Here is a 14,889-nt window from a genome sequence, read left to right on the forward strand (position 1 = left end):
GGAGGTGTCACGTGGCGGTCACCGTCGATCTGGCCGGGCGCGTCGCCCTCGTCACCGGGGGCACGCGGGGCGTGGGGGCGGGCATCGCGCGGGCGCTGCTCGCCGCGGGCGCCGAGGTGGTGGTCTGCGCGCGCCGGCCCGGGGAGAGGCCCGTCGAAGCGGCGGGCCGCACCGCCCGCTTCCTGCCGCTCGACGTCCGGGACCCGGACGCCGTCGGCGCCTTCTTCGCGCGGCTGCGCGACTCGTACGGACGGCTGGACCTGCTGGTCAACAACGCCGGAGGCAGCCCGTTCGGACTGCTCGCCGCCGCCGGGCCGCGCCGCGCCGCGCGTGTCGTCGAGCTGAATCTCATCGCACCCCTGACCGTCTCCCTCGCCGCCTATGAGGTGATGCGGCATCAGCAGCGCGGCGGCTCCATCGTGATGATCGGCAGCGTCAGCGGGACCCGCCCGTCGCCCGGCACCGCCGCCTACGGAGCCGCCAAGGCGGGGCTCGAGAACCTCGCCCGCTCCCTCGCCGTGGAGTGGGCCCCCACGGTGCGGGTCAACACCGTGGTGCTGGGCATGGTCCGCACCGAACTGTCCCATCTGCACTACGGCGACGAGGCCGGGCTCGCCGCCGTCGGCCGCACCGTCCCCCTCGGGCGGCTGGCCGAGCCGGGCGAGGCGGGCGACGCCTGCGTCTTCCTCGCCTCCGACCTCGCCGCGTACATCAGCGGCGCCGCCCTGCACGTCCACGGCGGCGGTGAACGCCCGGCGTTCCTCGACGCCGCCAACGTCAACCAGCGGGAGGACTCACGATGACCGGACTGTGCGAGGGGCGGGTCGCCGTCGTCACCGGAGCGGGCCGCGGCCTGGGGCGCGCGCACGCGCTGGCCCTCGCGGCCGAGGGCGCGAGGGTCGTGGTCAACGACCTCGGCGTGGCCCTGGACGGCGGGGACGGCGCGGCGGACCGGGGCAGCCCGGCCCAGGACGTCGCCGGGGAGATCCGGGCGCTGGGCGGCGAGGCGGTCGCGCACGGCGGCGACATCGCCACCGCCGACGGCGCGGCCTCGCTGGTCGCCACCGCCCTCGACACCTACGGCCGGCTCGACTGCCTGGTCAACAACGCGGGCTTTCTGCGCGACCGCATGCTGATCAACCTGGACGAGGACGACTGGGACGCGGTGGTGCGCGTCCACCTCAAGGGCCACTTCCTGCCGCTGCGGCACGCCGCCGCTCACTGGCGCGCCGAGGCGAAGGCGGGCCGCGCCCCGGCTGCCCGCGTGGTCAACACCGGCTCCGGGGCCGGGCTGCTGGGCAGCGTCGGCCAGGGCAACTACTCCGCCGCCAAGGCCGGGATCGTCGGGCTCACCCTCGTGGCCGCCGCCGAGCTGGGCCGCTACGGCATCCAGGTCAACGCCATCGCCCCGGCCGCCCGCACCCGGATGACCGAGCGGACTCATCCCGAGACCATGGCAGCGCCGGACGCGGCGGACGCCTTCGACGCGATGGCCCCCGGGAACGTCTCGCCGCTCGTCGTCTGGCTCGCCTCCGCCGACAGTGCGGGCGTCACCGGCCGGGTCTTCGAGGCCGAGGCCGGGCGGATCACCGTCATGGAGGGCTGGCGGCCGGGCCCCACCGCCGACAAGGGTGCCCGCTGGACCCCGGCCGAGGCGGGCGAGGCCGCCCGGAAGCTGCTCGCCGACGCCGAGCCGCCCCGCCCGGTGTACGGGGCGTCATGAGCGGGCCGGACCCGCCGGGGTGCACCCCGCGCGGCGCAGGGTCGTCAGAAAGCGCGCGGCGAAGACGGGGTGGCCCGCGGGCGCGGGGTGCAGCCGGTCCAGGCCCTCGGGCTCCAGCAGCAGCCGCGTACAGCTCGGCCCGAACACCTCGGGGCCGTGCACATAGTGCAGATTCGTGTCCCCGTGCGCACGCAGCAGCTCCACCGCGCGCCGTATGTGCGCCCGGCACTCGCGCATCGTCATCCCGGACGGCCCCGGCACCTCCTCCCGCTCCGGCGCGACGATGCTCGACATCACCGCGAACGGGGTCGTCGGATGCCCCTCGCGCACCGTTTGCACAAAGCCGACGAGCGACGAGGTCAGCGAGTCGCGGTTGTGGCTGCCCAGTGCCTGGATGTTGATCCCGACGCAGACGGTGAGCAGCTCGGCCGGCAGGTCCCGCATCAGCCGCGCGGTCATCGGCTGAAGCTGGCAGGCCGCCCCCAGCGCCAGCGAGGTCAGCTCCCACCCGGCGCGCCGGGCCACCAGGGCCGTCCATGCCCGGCTCGGGGAGGCGGCGCCGCGCCCCTGCGAGATGGAGCTGCCGTAGTGGATCCAGCGCGGCCGCCCCTCGGCGCCGTCGCGCTCGACCGCCGCGCCCGCGTCCAGCGCCACCTCGCACAGCCGGAACTGGTGGTAGAAGGGCAGCCACAGCTCGACCGTCGCCAGGCTTCCCGGCCGGCCGCCCAGCCCGTCGACCCGGAACTCCGCGTCCCGGCCGTGCGTTTGCAGTTCGACGGTGGCCGTGTGCCGCCCCTCGCACAGCACATCCAGCCGGGCCACCTCCGGCGGTCCGTTGAGCTTCGGCGCGGGATCCGCCTGGTAGCGGCAGGTCAGCCCGGTGCTGTCGGTGCGCAGCGCCACCCGCACCCCCGACGGCATCGCGGCCCGCCCCAGCCCGCCCTCGGGCAGATGGAGCGCGGCCTCCCGGTGCGGCAGCCGCCAGGGCGCGGTCCAGCCGGGGCCCCGCTCCAGCGACACCGCCCCCCGATAGCGCAGCCGCGGATCGTCGTGGGCCAGACGCACCCCGCACTCTCCTCCGTTTTCTGTCGGGCGAAGGGCGCGTACCCCACCCCACGGCGGGCGCACGACGCCCGTACCTCGCACATCGTGCCACGGAGCGCCGAAGGCCGACCGGAAATGCATCGCGGATGGACCCTCCGCTACGGGAAACTGACGCGGTGCGCACGCGGAGGGGGTGGTGCGATGCCGTGGCCGCGGCGACGCAACCAGCAGGCCACTGACGAGACATCGGAGTCCGAGCGACTGCTCTTCGGCGGACGGCTCCGGTACGACATGGGATTCAGCCGCTACGACGACGCCTATCTGCATCTGTCGTTATGGGCCATGGCCCGCAGGCTGCCGCGCCTGGTGGGCTCCACCGTACGGCTCGCCTGGGCCGCCGACCGCAAGGCGCTGCGCACGGTCGCGGCGGCCGAACTCGGCCAGGGCATCGGCCAGGCGTTCAGCCTGGTGGCGGTGAACGACGCGCTGGCGGCGCTGCTGGCCGACGGGGCCACGGCCGACCGGCTGCGGGGCGCCCTGCCGTCCCTGATCGTGGTCGGCGTGGTGGCGGTCCTCGGCGCGCTGCTGGCCTCCGCGTCGACGGCGGGAACCGGCCGACTGGAGCCCAAGGTCGAACGGCTCGCGACCGAACGGTATCTGGAGTGCGCGGCCCGGGTGGAGCTGTCCGCGATCGAGGACGCGGAGTTCCACCGGCTGCTGGACTCCGCCCAATACGGGGCCTCTTCGGCCCGGCGCATGGTCAGGTACTGCGTGGCGGTGGTCAACGGGCTGCTCGCGGTCGTCGCCGCGGCCGGGGTGCTGACGGTGCTGCACCCCGTGCTGCTGCCGCTGCTGGTGCTCATCGCCCTGCCGCGCAGCTGGAGCGCGCTGCGCATCGCCCGCCGCCGCTATCTCTCCTTCCACACCATGATCGAACACGCCCGCGCGGGCCATCTGCTCAGCCGGCTGCTCACCGAGCGCGAGGCCGCGCAGGAGGTCCGGGTGCACGGCGTCGGCCGCTTCCTGCTGCGCCACTTCCGCCGGATGTCGGAGTCCGCCGAGGCCGAGCAGACCCGGCTGGCCGACGCCGCGGCCCGCACCGAGCTGATCGCCGCGGCGTTCACCGGAGCGGCGACCCTCGCCACGTACTCGGCGCTCGCCGGGCTGCTGCTCACCGGCGGCATGGAGCTGTCCGTCGCGGGGACCGCGGTCATCGCCATCCGCACCGGCTCGCAGAACCTGTCCACGCTGGTGCTCCAGCTCAACCAGCTCTACGAGGAGATGCTGTTCGTCCAGGACCTGGACCGGCTGTGCGAGGACGCCGAGCGGTGCGCCATCCCCCAGGGCGGGCTGCCGCTGCCGAAGGAGCCGGAGGAGATCCGCTTCGAGTCCGTCTCCTTCACCTACCCCGGCAGCGACCGGCCCGCACTGGACAAGGTCAGTCTCACCATTCCCGGCGGGGGCGTGGTCGCGCTCGTCGGCGAGAACGGGTCCGGCAAGTCCACCCTGGTCAAGCTGCTCGCCGGACTCCATATGCCGGACTCGGGGCGGATCCTGTGGGACGGCACCGATATCGCGGAGGCCGACCGGGAGCAGCTCTTCTCCCGGATCGCCATGGTCAACCAGGACTTCAAGCGCTGGCCCTTCACCGCCAAGGCCAATGTCGCGATCGGCAGCCCGGAGACCCCCATCCGCGCCGCGGCCCTGGACCGCGCGGCGGCCTACGCCGGGGCCGACGACATCGTCGCCGGGCTGCCGCACGGCTGGGACACCCTGCTGGCCCGGGAGTTCCGCGGCGGCCACCAGCTCTCCGGCGGCCAGTGGCAGCGGCTGGGCATCGCCCGCGCCCGCTACCGCGCGGCCCCCGTGCTGCTGGTCGACGAGCCCACCTCCGCCCTCGACGCCCGCGCGGAACTCGCCGTCTTCGAGCAGATCCGCGCCCTCGCGGGGGAGGGGCAGACCGTCGTCCTGATCACCCACCGGCTGGCCTCCGTCCGGCACGCCGACCTGATCCACGTCCTTCACGAGGGGCGGGTGACCGAGTCGGGCACCCCGCAGGAGCTGCTGGACCAGGGCGGCATCTACGCCGAGCTGTTCCATCTCCAGGCGTGTCAGTACGACCTCAGCGGGCCGTGACCACGCCGTGTCCGGCGAGTTCGGACAGCAGACGGTCCCTGCGGCGCGCGGCCTCGGCCGGGTCGCGGACGTCGGCGCTCAGCATCCCGAGGCGGTCCACCAGCTTCTCCACCACCGCGTTCCGCGCCGGCGACCGGCCGGGCAGCAGGGGGGACTCGAAGCCGTGCTGCCACACCCGGGCGATCGCGTGGTCGTTCTTCCAGCGCACCTCGCGCAGGGTCTCCAGCTGGAGCCGGGCGGCGGTGCGGCTGTCCATCCCGTGGTGGGTCCAGTCCTCCGCCTCGCCGTCCAGGTCGAAGACCTCCAGGCCGAAGCGGTCGGCCTCCTGCCAGACCGGCATGGTCTCGTCGTTCATCATGAAGACGTAGAGCGCGAACTGGCCGGAGTACTCCGAGACCAGGAACCGCCGGGTGTCCTCGAAGAGTTCGGGCGTCTCACCGGGATAGCCGACGATGAACGAGACGAAGGAGTGGATCGAGCTGTCCGAGAGCAGCTCGAAGGCCGTCCGGTTGGCGCGCGCCTTGACCTGCTTGTGCATATAGCCCAGCGTCGTGTCGTTCATCGACTCGAAGCCGATGGACAGCGCGCGGCAGTGCGCCCGTTCAAGGTCCGCCACGACCTCCCGGTCCCGGATCGAGTTGGCGCGTGTGTACGCCTCCCAGCCGACGTCCGCCTCCGCCAGCAGCGGCAGCAGCGCGCGCAGCCGGGTCGGCGGCACCGTGAACGTCGAATCCAGGGCCTTGATGTACTCGGCCCCGTTCTCGCGGCGGTAGCGCAGGAAGTCGTCGGCGATCTTCTGGGCCGACTTGTAGCGCCACTTCGGCGACGCGGCGGGGAAGGAGCAGTACTTGCAGCTGAACGGACAGCCGCGCATGGACTCGTAGGGGACGACCGGGAGCGTGCCGACCGGGCTGGGCGAGGGCTGCGCGTCCAGGTCGATGTACTCGATCCGGGTCATGCGCAGCCGGTCCGTGTCGCGGTCGCGCCACACCAGGTTGGGGATCTCGGCCACGTCGCCCTTGGTGCGCAGGGCGCGCAGCAGCGCGGGCAGGGCGGCCTCGGCGTCGCCTCGGACGATGTACCGGACGAAGGGGTGATCGGACAGGATCCGCTGGAACTTGAGGTTGCTGTACTGCCCGCCGAGCACCAGGACCGCGGTGGGGCAGCGTTCCTCCACCCAGCTCACGGCCTTGGCGAGGGTGCGGCGATCCCAGATGAACGTCGTCGAGAGCAGCACCACGTCCACGTCGGCCGGGGGTTCCACCGCGGAGCCGGTCCAGATCCGCTCGATCGGGAACACCTCGTGGTCGAATCCGGCGGCCAGAAGGATCGACTGAAGGGTGAAGGTGGTCAGATGGGGTGCCGTCTCCGGCTCGTGTTCCTCCTCGACGGGTGCGGAGAGGCGCACCGAGCTGACCGCGCGGGCCCGGCCGCCGGTGCGCCTCGGACGCAGCAGCGGGCGTCTTGTCGCGTCCGCCGTGCGCAGGAGGGACAGGTCGAACACCTCGCGCCGCCCGGCGGCCGCGCGGTGGCCCGCCGGGGCCAGTAACGCCTCGAACGAGGAGCCCTCCAGAAGCTTCTTGTTCGGTACCTCCGGCCCCATGCCGGAGATCAGGAGAACGTTCATCGGCTTCCTCCCGGGAAGTGTGTGCCGGCTTGGCGCCTTCAGCGCAGGAAGGCCCTGACCGCCGCGGCGATGCCCGCCTCGTCGAGCACGGGGGCGGGCGCCGCGGCGTCCCAGGGGGTGCCGAGGGCACGGAGCCGGTGCGGGACGTTCACCAGGGCCTCGGCGACACACCGCGCCGAGGTGCCGGCCAGATGGGGCTCGACCAGGACGACGTCGGCCCGGTCGGCGGCCAGCACCGCGGTGCGCAGGCCGACCGCGTCGAAGGGGCGGATCGTCGAGGCGTACAGAACGGTCAGGTCCAGTCCGGCGGTGGCGCGCACCACCGTGTCCAGCGTGGGGCCCACGGCCAGCACCACACCGCCCGCGCCCAGCCTGATGACCTCGAACGCCCCCGAGGCGCCGTGGGGTTCGGCGTTGCCTTGTTCGGGGAGTCGGATGTACGCGCTGCCGTCGCCGGCCGCGGCCTCCCGCAGCAGCCGCCCGACCTCGTCGGGGTGTCCCGGCACATGGACGCTCCAGCCGGGGAGCGTACCGAAGAGCGCCACGTCCTGCGGCGCGGTGTCGGGCGAGGCGCCGTAACCGACCAGCACCGTACGTCCCCCGGAGTGGCCGAGAACCGGCCCGAGTTGTTGCAGAACGCGCTCGACGGGTGCGCCGAGGTTGACCGGAACCGATCCGGCCAGGGTCGAGAGCGTGTCCGGATCCCATCCCTTGCCGAATCGATCGAGAATTGCTGATGGCGGATCCGACAGTCGAGTCATGCCCGGTCCTCTCGTGAATACCATTCGGGCTGCCCGAGAATGGTGTGATCCGGAGTGTGGCCCCGGGCAAGTAAGGAGGGCGTTAAATATTCAACCTTTAATTACTTGCCCATTCGTTTACTGTTTTGATGCCTTGGCTAGGGATGCGCAGGAGGCCAGCGGGGTTACCGTGATTCACCGTCAGGAAAGTTGCGGCGAAGGGGATTTCGATGGCTGGATCACCTGGCGGAAGCCCGCAGTTCGTGCATGTCATCGCCGGACCCACCGGCGTCGGAAAGAGCGCGGCCGCCACCGCGCTGGCCCGGATCACGGGCGCTCCGATCGTGGTGGCCGACCGGATCCAGTGCTTCACCGACCTGGCCACCACCAGCGCCCGGGCCGGTGAGGAGACGGCGGACGTGGAGCGTTCCTGGCTCGGCGACCGGACCGTCGCCGACGGGGACTACCCGGCCGAGGAGGCGGCGGACGCGCTCGTCCGCAAGCTGGAGCAACTCGGTGAGCAGCACCGGTTCGTGATCGTCGAGGGCGGCTCCATCTCGCTGCTCCAGGCCTTCGCGGAGCGGCTCCCGGAGCTTGACTGCCGGCTGACCGTACGGCTGCTGCACATCCAGGACCGGGAGGGCTATGTGGTCCGCCTGGCGCGCAGGGCGCGCCGGATGCTCGTCCCCGAGGGGGCCGGGAGCAGCATGCTCGAAGAGCTGGCCGCCCTTTGGGCGAGCCCGGACCATCGATTCTTCGCGGCCTCAGTCAACGGGCTCGAAGCGATTCTTGAATGGTGCGCCACCTATTCGGTGGGCGTGGAATCGCTGACCTCATATGAGCTCTCCGAGGCGCAACTGGAGAAGATGGCGTGGATGGTGGCGGAGCGCCACGCCGAACACGGCTTTTTACAGGACAGAATCTTCTCGAAAGTTTTCGACGGAATACCTTCGGCCATTTATGGCGCAGCGTGAGCCCCGAGGCGCCCCTGCGCCGGGTCACGGTTTTCTGCGGGGCCTCTTCCGGCTGCCGCCCGGTCCATCTGCGAGCGGCGGCCGAGTTCGGCCGGGCCGTGGCCGAGGCCGGGCTCGAGCTGGTGTACGGAGGGGCCCGGGTGGGTCTGATGGGGGCGGTCGCCGACGCCGCCCTGCGCGGGGGAGCCGCCGTCACGGGCGTCATCCCCCGCCACCTCGAGCGCCACGAGATCAGCCACACCGGACTCACCCGGCTGCTGGTCGTGGCGGACATGCACCAGCGCAAGGCGCGCATGGCGGAACTCGGCGACGCCTTCGTCGCCCTGCCGGGCGGCCTCGGCACCGCCGAGGAGATCTTCGAGGCGCTGACCTGGGCTCAGATCGGGCTGCACGACAAGCCCTGCGCCCTTCTCGACACCGGCGGCTACTACCAGCCGCTGCTCGCCTTTCTCGCCCACGCCGCGGCCGAAGGGTTCGTATCGCACCGCGACGTGGACGGCATCGTGGTCTGCGCTCGCCCCCGGGACGTCCTGCCCCGGCTCGCCGAGCGTCGAAGGCTCAGATGCTGAGGCCGTGCGAGCGCAGATAGGCCAGCGGGTTGATGTCCGAGCCGTAGCCGGGGCCGGTGCGGATCTCGAAGTGGAGATGCGGGCCGGTGACGTTGCCCGTCGAGCCCGACCGGCCCACCTGCTGGCCCCCGCTCACCTGTTGGCCCGCCCGGACGGACAGCTGCGACAGATGCGCGTACTGGCTGTATCTGCCGTCCGGGTGCCGGATGACCACCTCATAGCCGTACGCGTCGGCCCAGCCCGCCGAGACCACCTGGCCGGTGCTGACGGCCTTGACCGAGGTGCCGATGCCCACGGGAAAGTCGATGCCGGTGTGATGGCCGCTGGACCAGCTGCTCCCGGCCGCGCGGTAGGCCGTGGTCGGGCTGACCCCGCTGACCGGCAGGGTGAAGCCGGAGCCGGTGGCGGGCTTGGCCGCCGGGGGCTTGGGGGTGGTCCGGTGGGAGCTCTCCGGCTTGGCGGTCTTCGGCTTCGCTTTCGGTTCGGCCTTGGGCTTGGCCTTCGCCTTGGGCTTGGCCTGTGCCTCGGGTTTGGCCTGCGGCTTGGCCCGGGAGCCGTCCAGGGCTAGTCTCTGGCCCGGGTAGATCAGATCCGGATCGCCGCCGATGGTCTCGCGGTTGGCCTGGTAGATCGCCTGCCAGCCGCCGCCGACCTCGTGCCGGTTGGCGATCCGGGACAGCGAGTCGCCGCTGATCACCACATACTTGCTGTCCTTGGCGGTGGTACGGCCCGGCAGGCTGGTGGGCGTCGGCGTGTCGTGCTTCGTCTGCTTGGCCGGCTCGGCGCGCCGGGGCTGCGCGGCCTGCTGCCCCTTGGTCACCGACGCGTTGACGGCCTTGGCCGCACTGTGCGGCTCCGCGTCGCCGCGGGCCAGCCCGGCCCGCCCCGAGCAGCTCGGCCAGGCGCCGGGGCCCTGGGCGTCGAGCACCTTCTCGGCGATGGCTATCTGCTGGTCCCTGGAGGCCAGGTCGGCCCGGGGCGCGTAGGCGGTCCCGCCGTACGCCGCCCAGGTGGACTGCGTGAACTGGAGGCCTCCGTAGAAGCCGTTCCCGGTGTTGATGTCCCAGTTCTCGGTGGACTCGCAGTGGGCGAGCTTGTCCCAGGTCTCCTCGCTCGCCGCGCTCGCGCCGGTCGCTCCGACCAGGGGCAGGGCGAGACCGGCGCCGCTCGCCGTGACGCTGAGCGAGGCGCGGGAGATGCGGTTGGGCTTGTAGCGGCGGTGGCGTCCGCGTAAGGCCATGGACGGCTCCTTGTCATGCGCCTTCGCGGCGCGCTGCCGGGCGCGCCAAAGATTAGGGGTGTGGATTTCGCCACAACAAGAGGGAGTTGGGTCACGAATAGGGGTCATAGCGCGCTACGCTGCGGCCTCGCCATCACGATGTGATGTGGATCACATTATTTCGTTGGGTGTTGTGGGCGGGACGGAGCGTAGTGGCCCAAAGGGGCGCGGTGACAGCGGAGTTGTGCGCCCCCTTCGGCGCGGCGGGCGCGAGCCGCGAGTCACGGCCCGCGCCCGGACCGGCTCGGGGGCTACCCCTTGACCGCCAGCGACAGCGCGAACCGCCCCGCGCGGTCGGTCCACCACCGCCGCGGCTCGAGCCCCGCCGCGACGAGTTCCGCCCGCACCCGCTCCCGCCGGAACTTCGCGGAGACCTCGGTGCGGATCTCCTCCCCGGGCGCGAGATGGACCGCGAGGTCCAACGCGGGGATCTTCGCGGTGACCGCGCCGCGGGCCCGCAGCCGCATCTCGATCCACTCCCGCTCGGCGTCCCACAGCGCCACATGGTCGAAGTCCGCCGGGTCGAAGTCGGCGCCCAACTCCCGGTCGAGGACGGCCAGCACATTCTTGTTGAACTCCGCCGTGACGCCCTGCGCGTCGTCGTACGCGGCGACCAGTGTGGCCTCGTCCTTGACCAGGTCGGTGCCCAGCAGCAGCGAGTCGCCGGGCACGAGCAGGGCGCTGACCGAGGCGAGGAAACCGGCCCGCTCGACGGGCAGCAGATTGCCGATGGTGCCGCCGAGGAACGCCACCAGGCGTGGGCCCGGGGTGTCCGACGGCAGGGTGAGCCCCTCCAGGAAGTCGGCGACCAGCGCGTGCACCGTCAGCTCCGGGTGCTCGGCGAGCAGGGCGCGCCCCGCGAGGGTCAGCGCGCTCTCGCTCACGTCCACCGGCACATAGGCGTGCAGCTCGGGCAGGGCGCGGAGCAGATGGCGGGTCTTCTCGGAGGAGCCGGAGCCCAGCTCGACGAGGGTACGGGCGCCGGTCGCGGCGGCGATCTCCGCGGCCCGGGCGACCAGGATCTCCCGCTCCGCGCGGGTCGGGTAGTACTCGGGCAGCTCGGTGATCCGCTCGAACAGCTCGCTTCCGCGGGCGTCGTAGAACCACTTCGGCGGCAGCTGCTTGGGGGTACGGGTCAGGCCCTCGGCCACATCGGCGCGGAGCGCGGCGGCCGTGGCGTCGGCGGGCAGGGTGCGAGTGAGGGTGAAGGGGCTCACAGGGAAGCCTCCTTGAGTGCGGTGAGCTGGACATCGGAGCGGGTGGCGGAGAGCAGGGTGCGGTCGGGGACATCGGTCCAGCGCGGGTCGTCGTCGTAGGGCTCGGAGGCGACCACCACGCTGTGGCCCGGCTCGGCCAGATAGCTGAGGGTGTCGCCCCAGGCGGTGGCGGCGATGGTCTCGCCGTCGGTCAGCAGCAGATTGAGCCGTGACCCGGGCGCGGCGGCGGCCACCGTGCCGGTGGTCTCGCCCAGCGCCGTGGGCAGGTCCTGGCCCAGGCGCAGCCGGTGCAGCGTCAGCGCCCACAGGAACGCGGCGTCGCAGCGCGCCTCCATCCGCAGCAGATCGGCGGGCGGCAGGGTGGTGGTCAGCTCGGCCACGGAGTGGGGCCAGTCCTCGACCCTGCCGTTGTGGCTGAACAGCCAGGCGCCCGAGGCGAAGGGGGCGGCGCCCGCCTCCCCGTCGGCGCTCGTCTCGGAGGCGTTGCGCACGGCGGCGAGCAGCGCGCCGGTGCGCGTCACCCGGGCCAGATCGGCGAACGACAGATCGGCCCAGATGGGCCCGGCGCGCCGGTAGCGGGCGGCCACCGGATCGCCCTCCGCGTACCAGCCGACGCCGAACCCGTCGGCGTTCATCCTGCCGTGCCGCTGCCGCCGTGGCTCGTAAGACTGCCGGTACAGCCCGTGCGGGGGCGCGATGAGGAGTTCCCCCACGGGCCTGCTGGGTCCGAGGTAGGCGAGATGCCGGCACATCGGCATCACCCCCTTCCGATCCGGGTGGGTCCGTTCCGGGCAGCGTTCACGCCTCACCGGGCCCCGCGTCGCGGGCGGTGCGGAAGCCGGAGAAGATCTGGCGGCGGACCGGCAGGTCCCAGTTGCGGAACGTGCCGCGGCAGGCGACCGCGTCCACCGCGAAGGAGCCGCCGCGCAGGACCTTGTAGGTGTCGCCGAAGAAGACCTCCGAGTACTCGCGGTACGGAAAGGCACGGAACCCCGGGTAGGGCAGGAAGTCACTGGCCGTCCACTCCCACACATCGCCGATCAGCTGCCGGACGCCCAGCGGCGAGGCGCCGCGCGGATAGCTGCCGGCCGCGGCCGGGCGCAGATGGCGCTGGCCCAGGTTGGCGTGGTCCGGGGTGGGGTCGGCGTCGCCCCACGGGTAGCGCCGGGACCGGTCGGCGGCCGGGTCGTGCCGGGCGGCCTTCTCCCACTCCGCCTCGGAGGGCAGCCGCCGCCCCGCCCAGCGGGCATAGGCGTCGGCCTCGTACCAGCTCACATGTACCACGGGCTCCTCGGGCCGCACCGGCTCCGTCACCCCGAACCGGCGGCGCAGCCACTGCCCGCCCTCCCGCCGCCAGAACAGCGGCGCGCTCAGGCGGTGCTCGCGGACGTGACGCCAGCCCGGCCCGGTCCACCAGCTCCGCCGCTGATAGCCGCCGTCCTCGATGAACCGGGCGAAGGCTCCGGCCGTGACCGGGGCGGTGTCGATGAAGAAGGCGGGGACCACCCGGCGGTGCGCCGGGCGCTCGTTGTCCAGGGCCCAGGGCTCGGTGGACGTGCCCATGGTGAACGGACCGCCGGGGACCAGCACCTCCGACGGCAGCGATGCGCCGTCCGCGGCGTCCGGCGGGGGCGGAGCGGCCAGCGCGGCGGGCCCGCGCCGCAGCTGGTGGGTGATGAGCATCGTCTCGTCGTGCTGCTGCTCATGCTGCGCGATCATGCCGAACGCGAACGCGGCGTCGAGCAGTGGCCCGCCCCGCAGCGGGATCCGCTCGAGCACGTCGAGCACCCGGCCGCGTACATCGGCGACATATCCGCGGGCCTCGGCGGGCGGCAGCAGCGGCAGCGAGGGGCGCTCGGCGCGCGGGTGCTCGAAGGCGTCGTACACCGAGTCGATCTCGGGGCGCAGCGCATCCTGCCCGGCGACCGCCCGCAGCAGCCACTGCTCCTCCTGGTTGCCGATGTGCGCCAGATCCCAGACCAGCGGCGACATCAGCGGGGAGTGCTGGGCGGTGAGGTCGTGCTCGTCGACGCAGCTGGTGAGGGTGCGGGTGCGCTCGCGCGCCCCCCGCAGCGCCGCTTCGGCGCGCCTCCGCAGCGCCTCGGGGTCGGTGTCGGGTCCGGAAGCGGTCGTCATGGCCGGTACTCCTTCCCGGTGGCGGGGGTGAGCAGATCGTCGGCCGGACACCGGCCGCGGGCGACATAGCGGTCGGTGAAGGCGGCCACGGCGGAGGTGATCGCGGGGGAGGCCCCGAGCCGGGGCAGCGCCTCCAGGGCCGTGGCGAAGCAGACGGCGGCGGCGGCGCGGAGCTCGGGGTCGGCGAGAGCGTGCCGGGCGGCGGCGCGCCACAGCGGATTGGCCGGCGCGGGCTGCGGGCCCGCCGTCTCGGCGAGGGGCTTCACCACACGGTAGACGGTTTCCGTCGCCTGGGGGTCGTCGAAGAGGGCCACGGTGACGGCCAGGGGGACGATCCAGCCGTCGTCGCGCTGCGCGTCGATCATGCGCAGCTCCAGGTGGCCGCGGGGCCGGACGGGCGGGAAGAGCGTCGATACGTGGTAGTCGAGGTCGTCCCGGGTGGGCGGCCGGGGCGCGCCCGTGCGGATCCAGTCGCGGAAGGTGAGGCCGTACGGCACGGACCACGCCCCCGCGCCGTCCCGGACGGCCATGACGGGCGCGTCGAGCACATACCCGGCCCAGGCGGCGCGCGGGTCCGGGCCCGCGGGCGGCGCCAGCGTCCGGCCCGGGTCCATCGCGGCCCACACGGCCTGCCGGGTCGAGCGGTAGCCGGTCGGGGCGCCCATACGCAGCGGGGAGTTGGCGAAGGCGGCGGTCAGCACGGCCCCCAGCAGATGGGCCAGCCGCCAGCGCCGCCCGACGCCCAGCGGGCCCGGCTCCTCATGGCCGGCGTCCACGCACACCTGCACGGAGGCGGTGTTGCACATCATCGTGCGCCCGGCCGGTCCCCGGCGGTCGAAGTAGGTCTCCATCGTGGCGTAACGGGGAGTGGTGAGAAACCGCCGCGGCGGGCGCCAGGGGTCGTGCCCGTGGCCGGCGATGCCGAGGCCGAGGCGGGCGAGGAGGGGGCGTACGAGCGCCAGATCGGCGGCGGCGGACTCCACCAGGTCGGTGAGCGAGTCGGCCGGGAGGGAGCTGAGCTCCAGCTGGCCGCCCGGTTCGAAGGTGAGCGCGGACCGGAGCGGAAGCCCGCGCAGTGCGGTCACCGCGGCGTCCAGCCGGGCGGTCTCCACCGGGCGCGCGGGGTCGTGCGCGTCGTGCACAAGCCATTCGAGCTCGACACCGAACCGCCGAGGCGGTCCGGTCTTGAAACAGATGCCCCGTATTCGGGCCTCCGCCTCGGCTTCGCTGATCGCCTGGTTCTCGGGCACCGTCGTCTCCCGTCCGCCTTTTTATGGGCTCGGCAGCCATATCGGCTCGGCAGTGGCTCGCCGTGGTGCGAGTCGATGAGCCGTCGCCCACCCTCACCTGTGAGTGGTGTTCGACTCAAGGGCCCGTCCAGCCTCAGGGCCCGTCCAGCGTCGCACAGGAGTTCATCGGCCGCCCGGCGGAGTGGTCCTGGCGT

The 14,889-nt window shown here is 73.0% G+C and carries 13 protein-coding genes; 5 read left to right on the plus strand and 8 right to left on the minus strand.

The window, feature by feature from the left end:
* The first annotated feature begins 11 nt into the window (after positions 1–11).
* On the plus strand, positions 12–803 hold the full coding sequence (locus ACH4S9_RS21615; protein WP_361185468.1) for an SDR family oxidoreductase: 792 nt from the start codon (positions 12–14) through the stop codon (positions 801–803).
* On the plus strand, positions 800–1,723 hold the full coding sequence (locus ACH4S9_RS21620) for an SDR family oxidoreductase (protein WP_311728757.1): 924 nt from the start codon (positions 800–802) through the stop codon (positions 1,721–1,723). The genes ACH4S9_RS21615 and ACH4S9_RS21620 overlap by 4 nt, the downstream gene beginning before the upstream one ends.
* Here the strand turns inward: ACH4S9_RS21620 and ACH4S9_RS21625 are convergent.
* Entirely contained in the window at positions 1,718–2,788 is a 1,071-nt protein-coding gene (locus tag ACH4S9_RS21625; protein ID WP_385347419.1) for an SGNH/GDSL hydrolase family protein, read from the minus strand. The two genes, ACH4S9_RS21620 and ACH4S9_RS21625, sit on opposite strands and share 6 nt — an antisense overlap.
* A gap of 180 nt (positions 2,789–2,968) precedes the next feature.
* Between ACH4S9_RS21625 and ACH4S9_RS21630 the strand changes: the two genes are divergently transcribed.
* A complete protein-coding gene (locus ACH4S9_RS21630) occupies positions 2,969–4,903 on the plus strand; it encodes an ABC transporter ATP-binding protein (protein WP_398373586.1) in 1,935 nt (644 codons plus the stop codon).
* Here the strand turns inward: ACH4S9_RS21630 and ACH4S9_RS21635 are convergent.
* Positions 4,890–6,530: a B12-binding domain-containing radical SAM protein gene (locus ACH4S9_RS21635; protein ID WP_398373587.1), complete on the minus strand. Its 1,641-nt coding sequence runs from the start codon at positions 6,528–6,530 to the stop codon at positions 4,890–4,892. The two genes, ACH4S9_RS21630 and ACH4S9_RS21635, sit on opposite strands and share 14 nt — an antisense overlap.
* A 38-nt stretch (positions 6,531–6,568) precedes the next feature.
* Complete coding sequence (locus tag ACH4S9_RS21640; protein WP_398373588.1) at positions 6,569–7,291, minus strand: transketolase; 723 nt, start codon at positions 7,289–7,291, stop codon at positions 6,569–6,571.
* Between the two features lie 209 nt (positions 7,292–7,500).
* Here ACH4S9_RS21640 and ACH4S9_RS21645 point away from each other — a divergent pair, with 209 nt between their 5' ends.
* Both ACH4S9_RS21645 and ACH4S9_RS21650 read left to right on the plus strand, forming a co-directional pair.
* Positions 7,501–8,244 (plus strand): isopentenyl transferase family protein, encoded by a 744-nt coding sequence (locus ACH4S9_RS21645; protein ID WP_398373589.1) that lies wholly within the window; start codon positions 7,501–7,503, stop codon positions 8,242–8,244.
* On the plus strand, positions 8,241–8,813 hold the full coding sequence (locus ACH4S9_RS21650) for a TIGR00730 family Rossman fold protein (RefSeq protein ID WP_358842457.1): 573 nt from the start codon (positions 8,241–8,243) through the stop codon (positions 8,811–8,813). The genes ACH4S9_RS21645 and ACH4S9_RS21650 overlap by 4 nt, the downstream gene beginning before the upstream one ends.
* On the opposite strand, the gene ACH4S9_RS21655 is transcribed toward ACH4S9_RS21650, so the two are convergent.
* The 5 genes from ACH4S9_RS21655 to egtA form a co-directional block, all read right to left on the minus strand.
* Positions 8,803–10,053, minus strand: coding sequence for a transglycosylase family protein (locus ACH4S9_RS21655; RefSeq protein WP_385347409.1), 1,251 nt, complete (start codon positions 10,051–10,053; stop codon positions 8,803–8,805). The genes ACH4S9_RS21650 and ACH4S9_RS21655 overlap by 11 nt on opposite strands.
* A 290-nt stretch (positions 10,054–10,343) precedes the next feature.
* On the minus strand, positions 10,344–11,309 hold the full coding sequence (gene egtD / locus ACH4S9_RS21660) for an L-histidine N(alpha)-methyltransferase (RefSeq protein WP_358842455.1): 966 nt from the start codon (positions 11,307–11,309) through the stop codon (positions 10,344–10,346).
* On the minus strand, positions 11,306–12,061 hold the full coding sequence (gene egtC, locus ACH4S9_RS21665) for an ergothioneine biosynthesis protein EgtC (protein ID WP_311728748.1): 756 nt from the start codon (positions 12,059–12,061) through the stop codon (positions 11,306–11,308). Before egtC ends, egtD begins: the two co-directional genes overlap by 4 nt.
* A 46-nt stretch (positions 12,062–12,107) precedes the next feature.
* Complete coding sequence (egtB, locus tag ACH4S9_RS21670; protein ID WP_398373590.1) at positions 12,108–13,445, minus strand: ergothioneine biosynthesis protein EgtB; 1,338 nt, start codon at positions 13,443–13,445, stop codon at positions 12,108–12,110.
* Positions 13,442–14,695 (minus strand): ergothioneine biosynthesis glutamate--cysteine ligase EgtA, encoded by a 1,254-nt coding sequence (gene egtA / locus ACH4S9_RS21675; RefSeq protein ID WP_398373591.1) that lies wholly within the window; start codon positions 14,693–14,695, stop codon positions 13,442–13,444. Before egtA ends, egtB begins: the two co-directional genes overlap by 4 nt.
* Positions 14,696–14,889: the final 194 nt, after the last annotated feature.

It is taken from the genome of Streptomyces sp. NPDC021225 (assembly GCF_044332865.1).
GTDB lineage: Bacteria > Actinomycetota > Actinomycetes > Streptomycetales > Streptomycetaceae > Streptomyces.

What these genes read in the sequence shown, in the direction of transcription:
- ACH4S9_RS21620 (WP_311728757.1), top strand. Translation starts at nt 800, where the DNA reads ATGACCGGACTGTGCGAGGGGCGGGTCGCCGTCGTCACCGGAGCGGGC.
- ACH4S9_RS21630 (WP_398373586.1), top strand. Translation starts at nt 2,969, where the DNA reads ATGCCGTGGCCGCGGCGACGCAACCAGCAGGCCACTGACGAGACATCG.
- ACH4S9_RS21635 (WP_398373587.1), bottom strand. Translation starts at nt 6,530, where the DNA reads ATGAACGTTCTCCTGATCTCCGGCATGGGGCCGGAGGTACCGAACAAG.
- ACH4S9_RS21640 (WP_398373588.1), bottom strand. Translation starts at nt 7,291, where the DNA reads ATGACTCGACTGTCGGATCCGCCATCAGCAATTCTCGATCGATTCGGC.
- ACH4S9_RS21645 (WP_398373589.1), top strand. Translation starts at nt 7,501, where the DNA reads ATGGCTGGATCACCTGGCGGAAGCCCGCAGTTCGTGCATGTCATCGCC.
- ACH4S9_RS21655 (WP_385347409.1), bottom strand. Translation starts at nt 10,053, where the DNA reads ATGGCCTTACGCGGACGCCACCGCCGCTACAAGCCCAACCGCATCTCC.
- egtC (WP_311728748.1), bottom strand. Translation starts at nt 12,061, where the DNA reads ATGTGCCGGCATCTCGCCTACCTCGGACCCAGCAGGCCCGTGGGGGAA.
- egtB (WP_398373590.1), bottom strand. Translation starts at nt 13,445, where the DNA reads ATGACGACCGCTTCCGGACCCGACACCGACCCCGAGGCGCTGCGGAGG.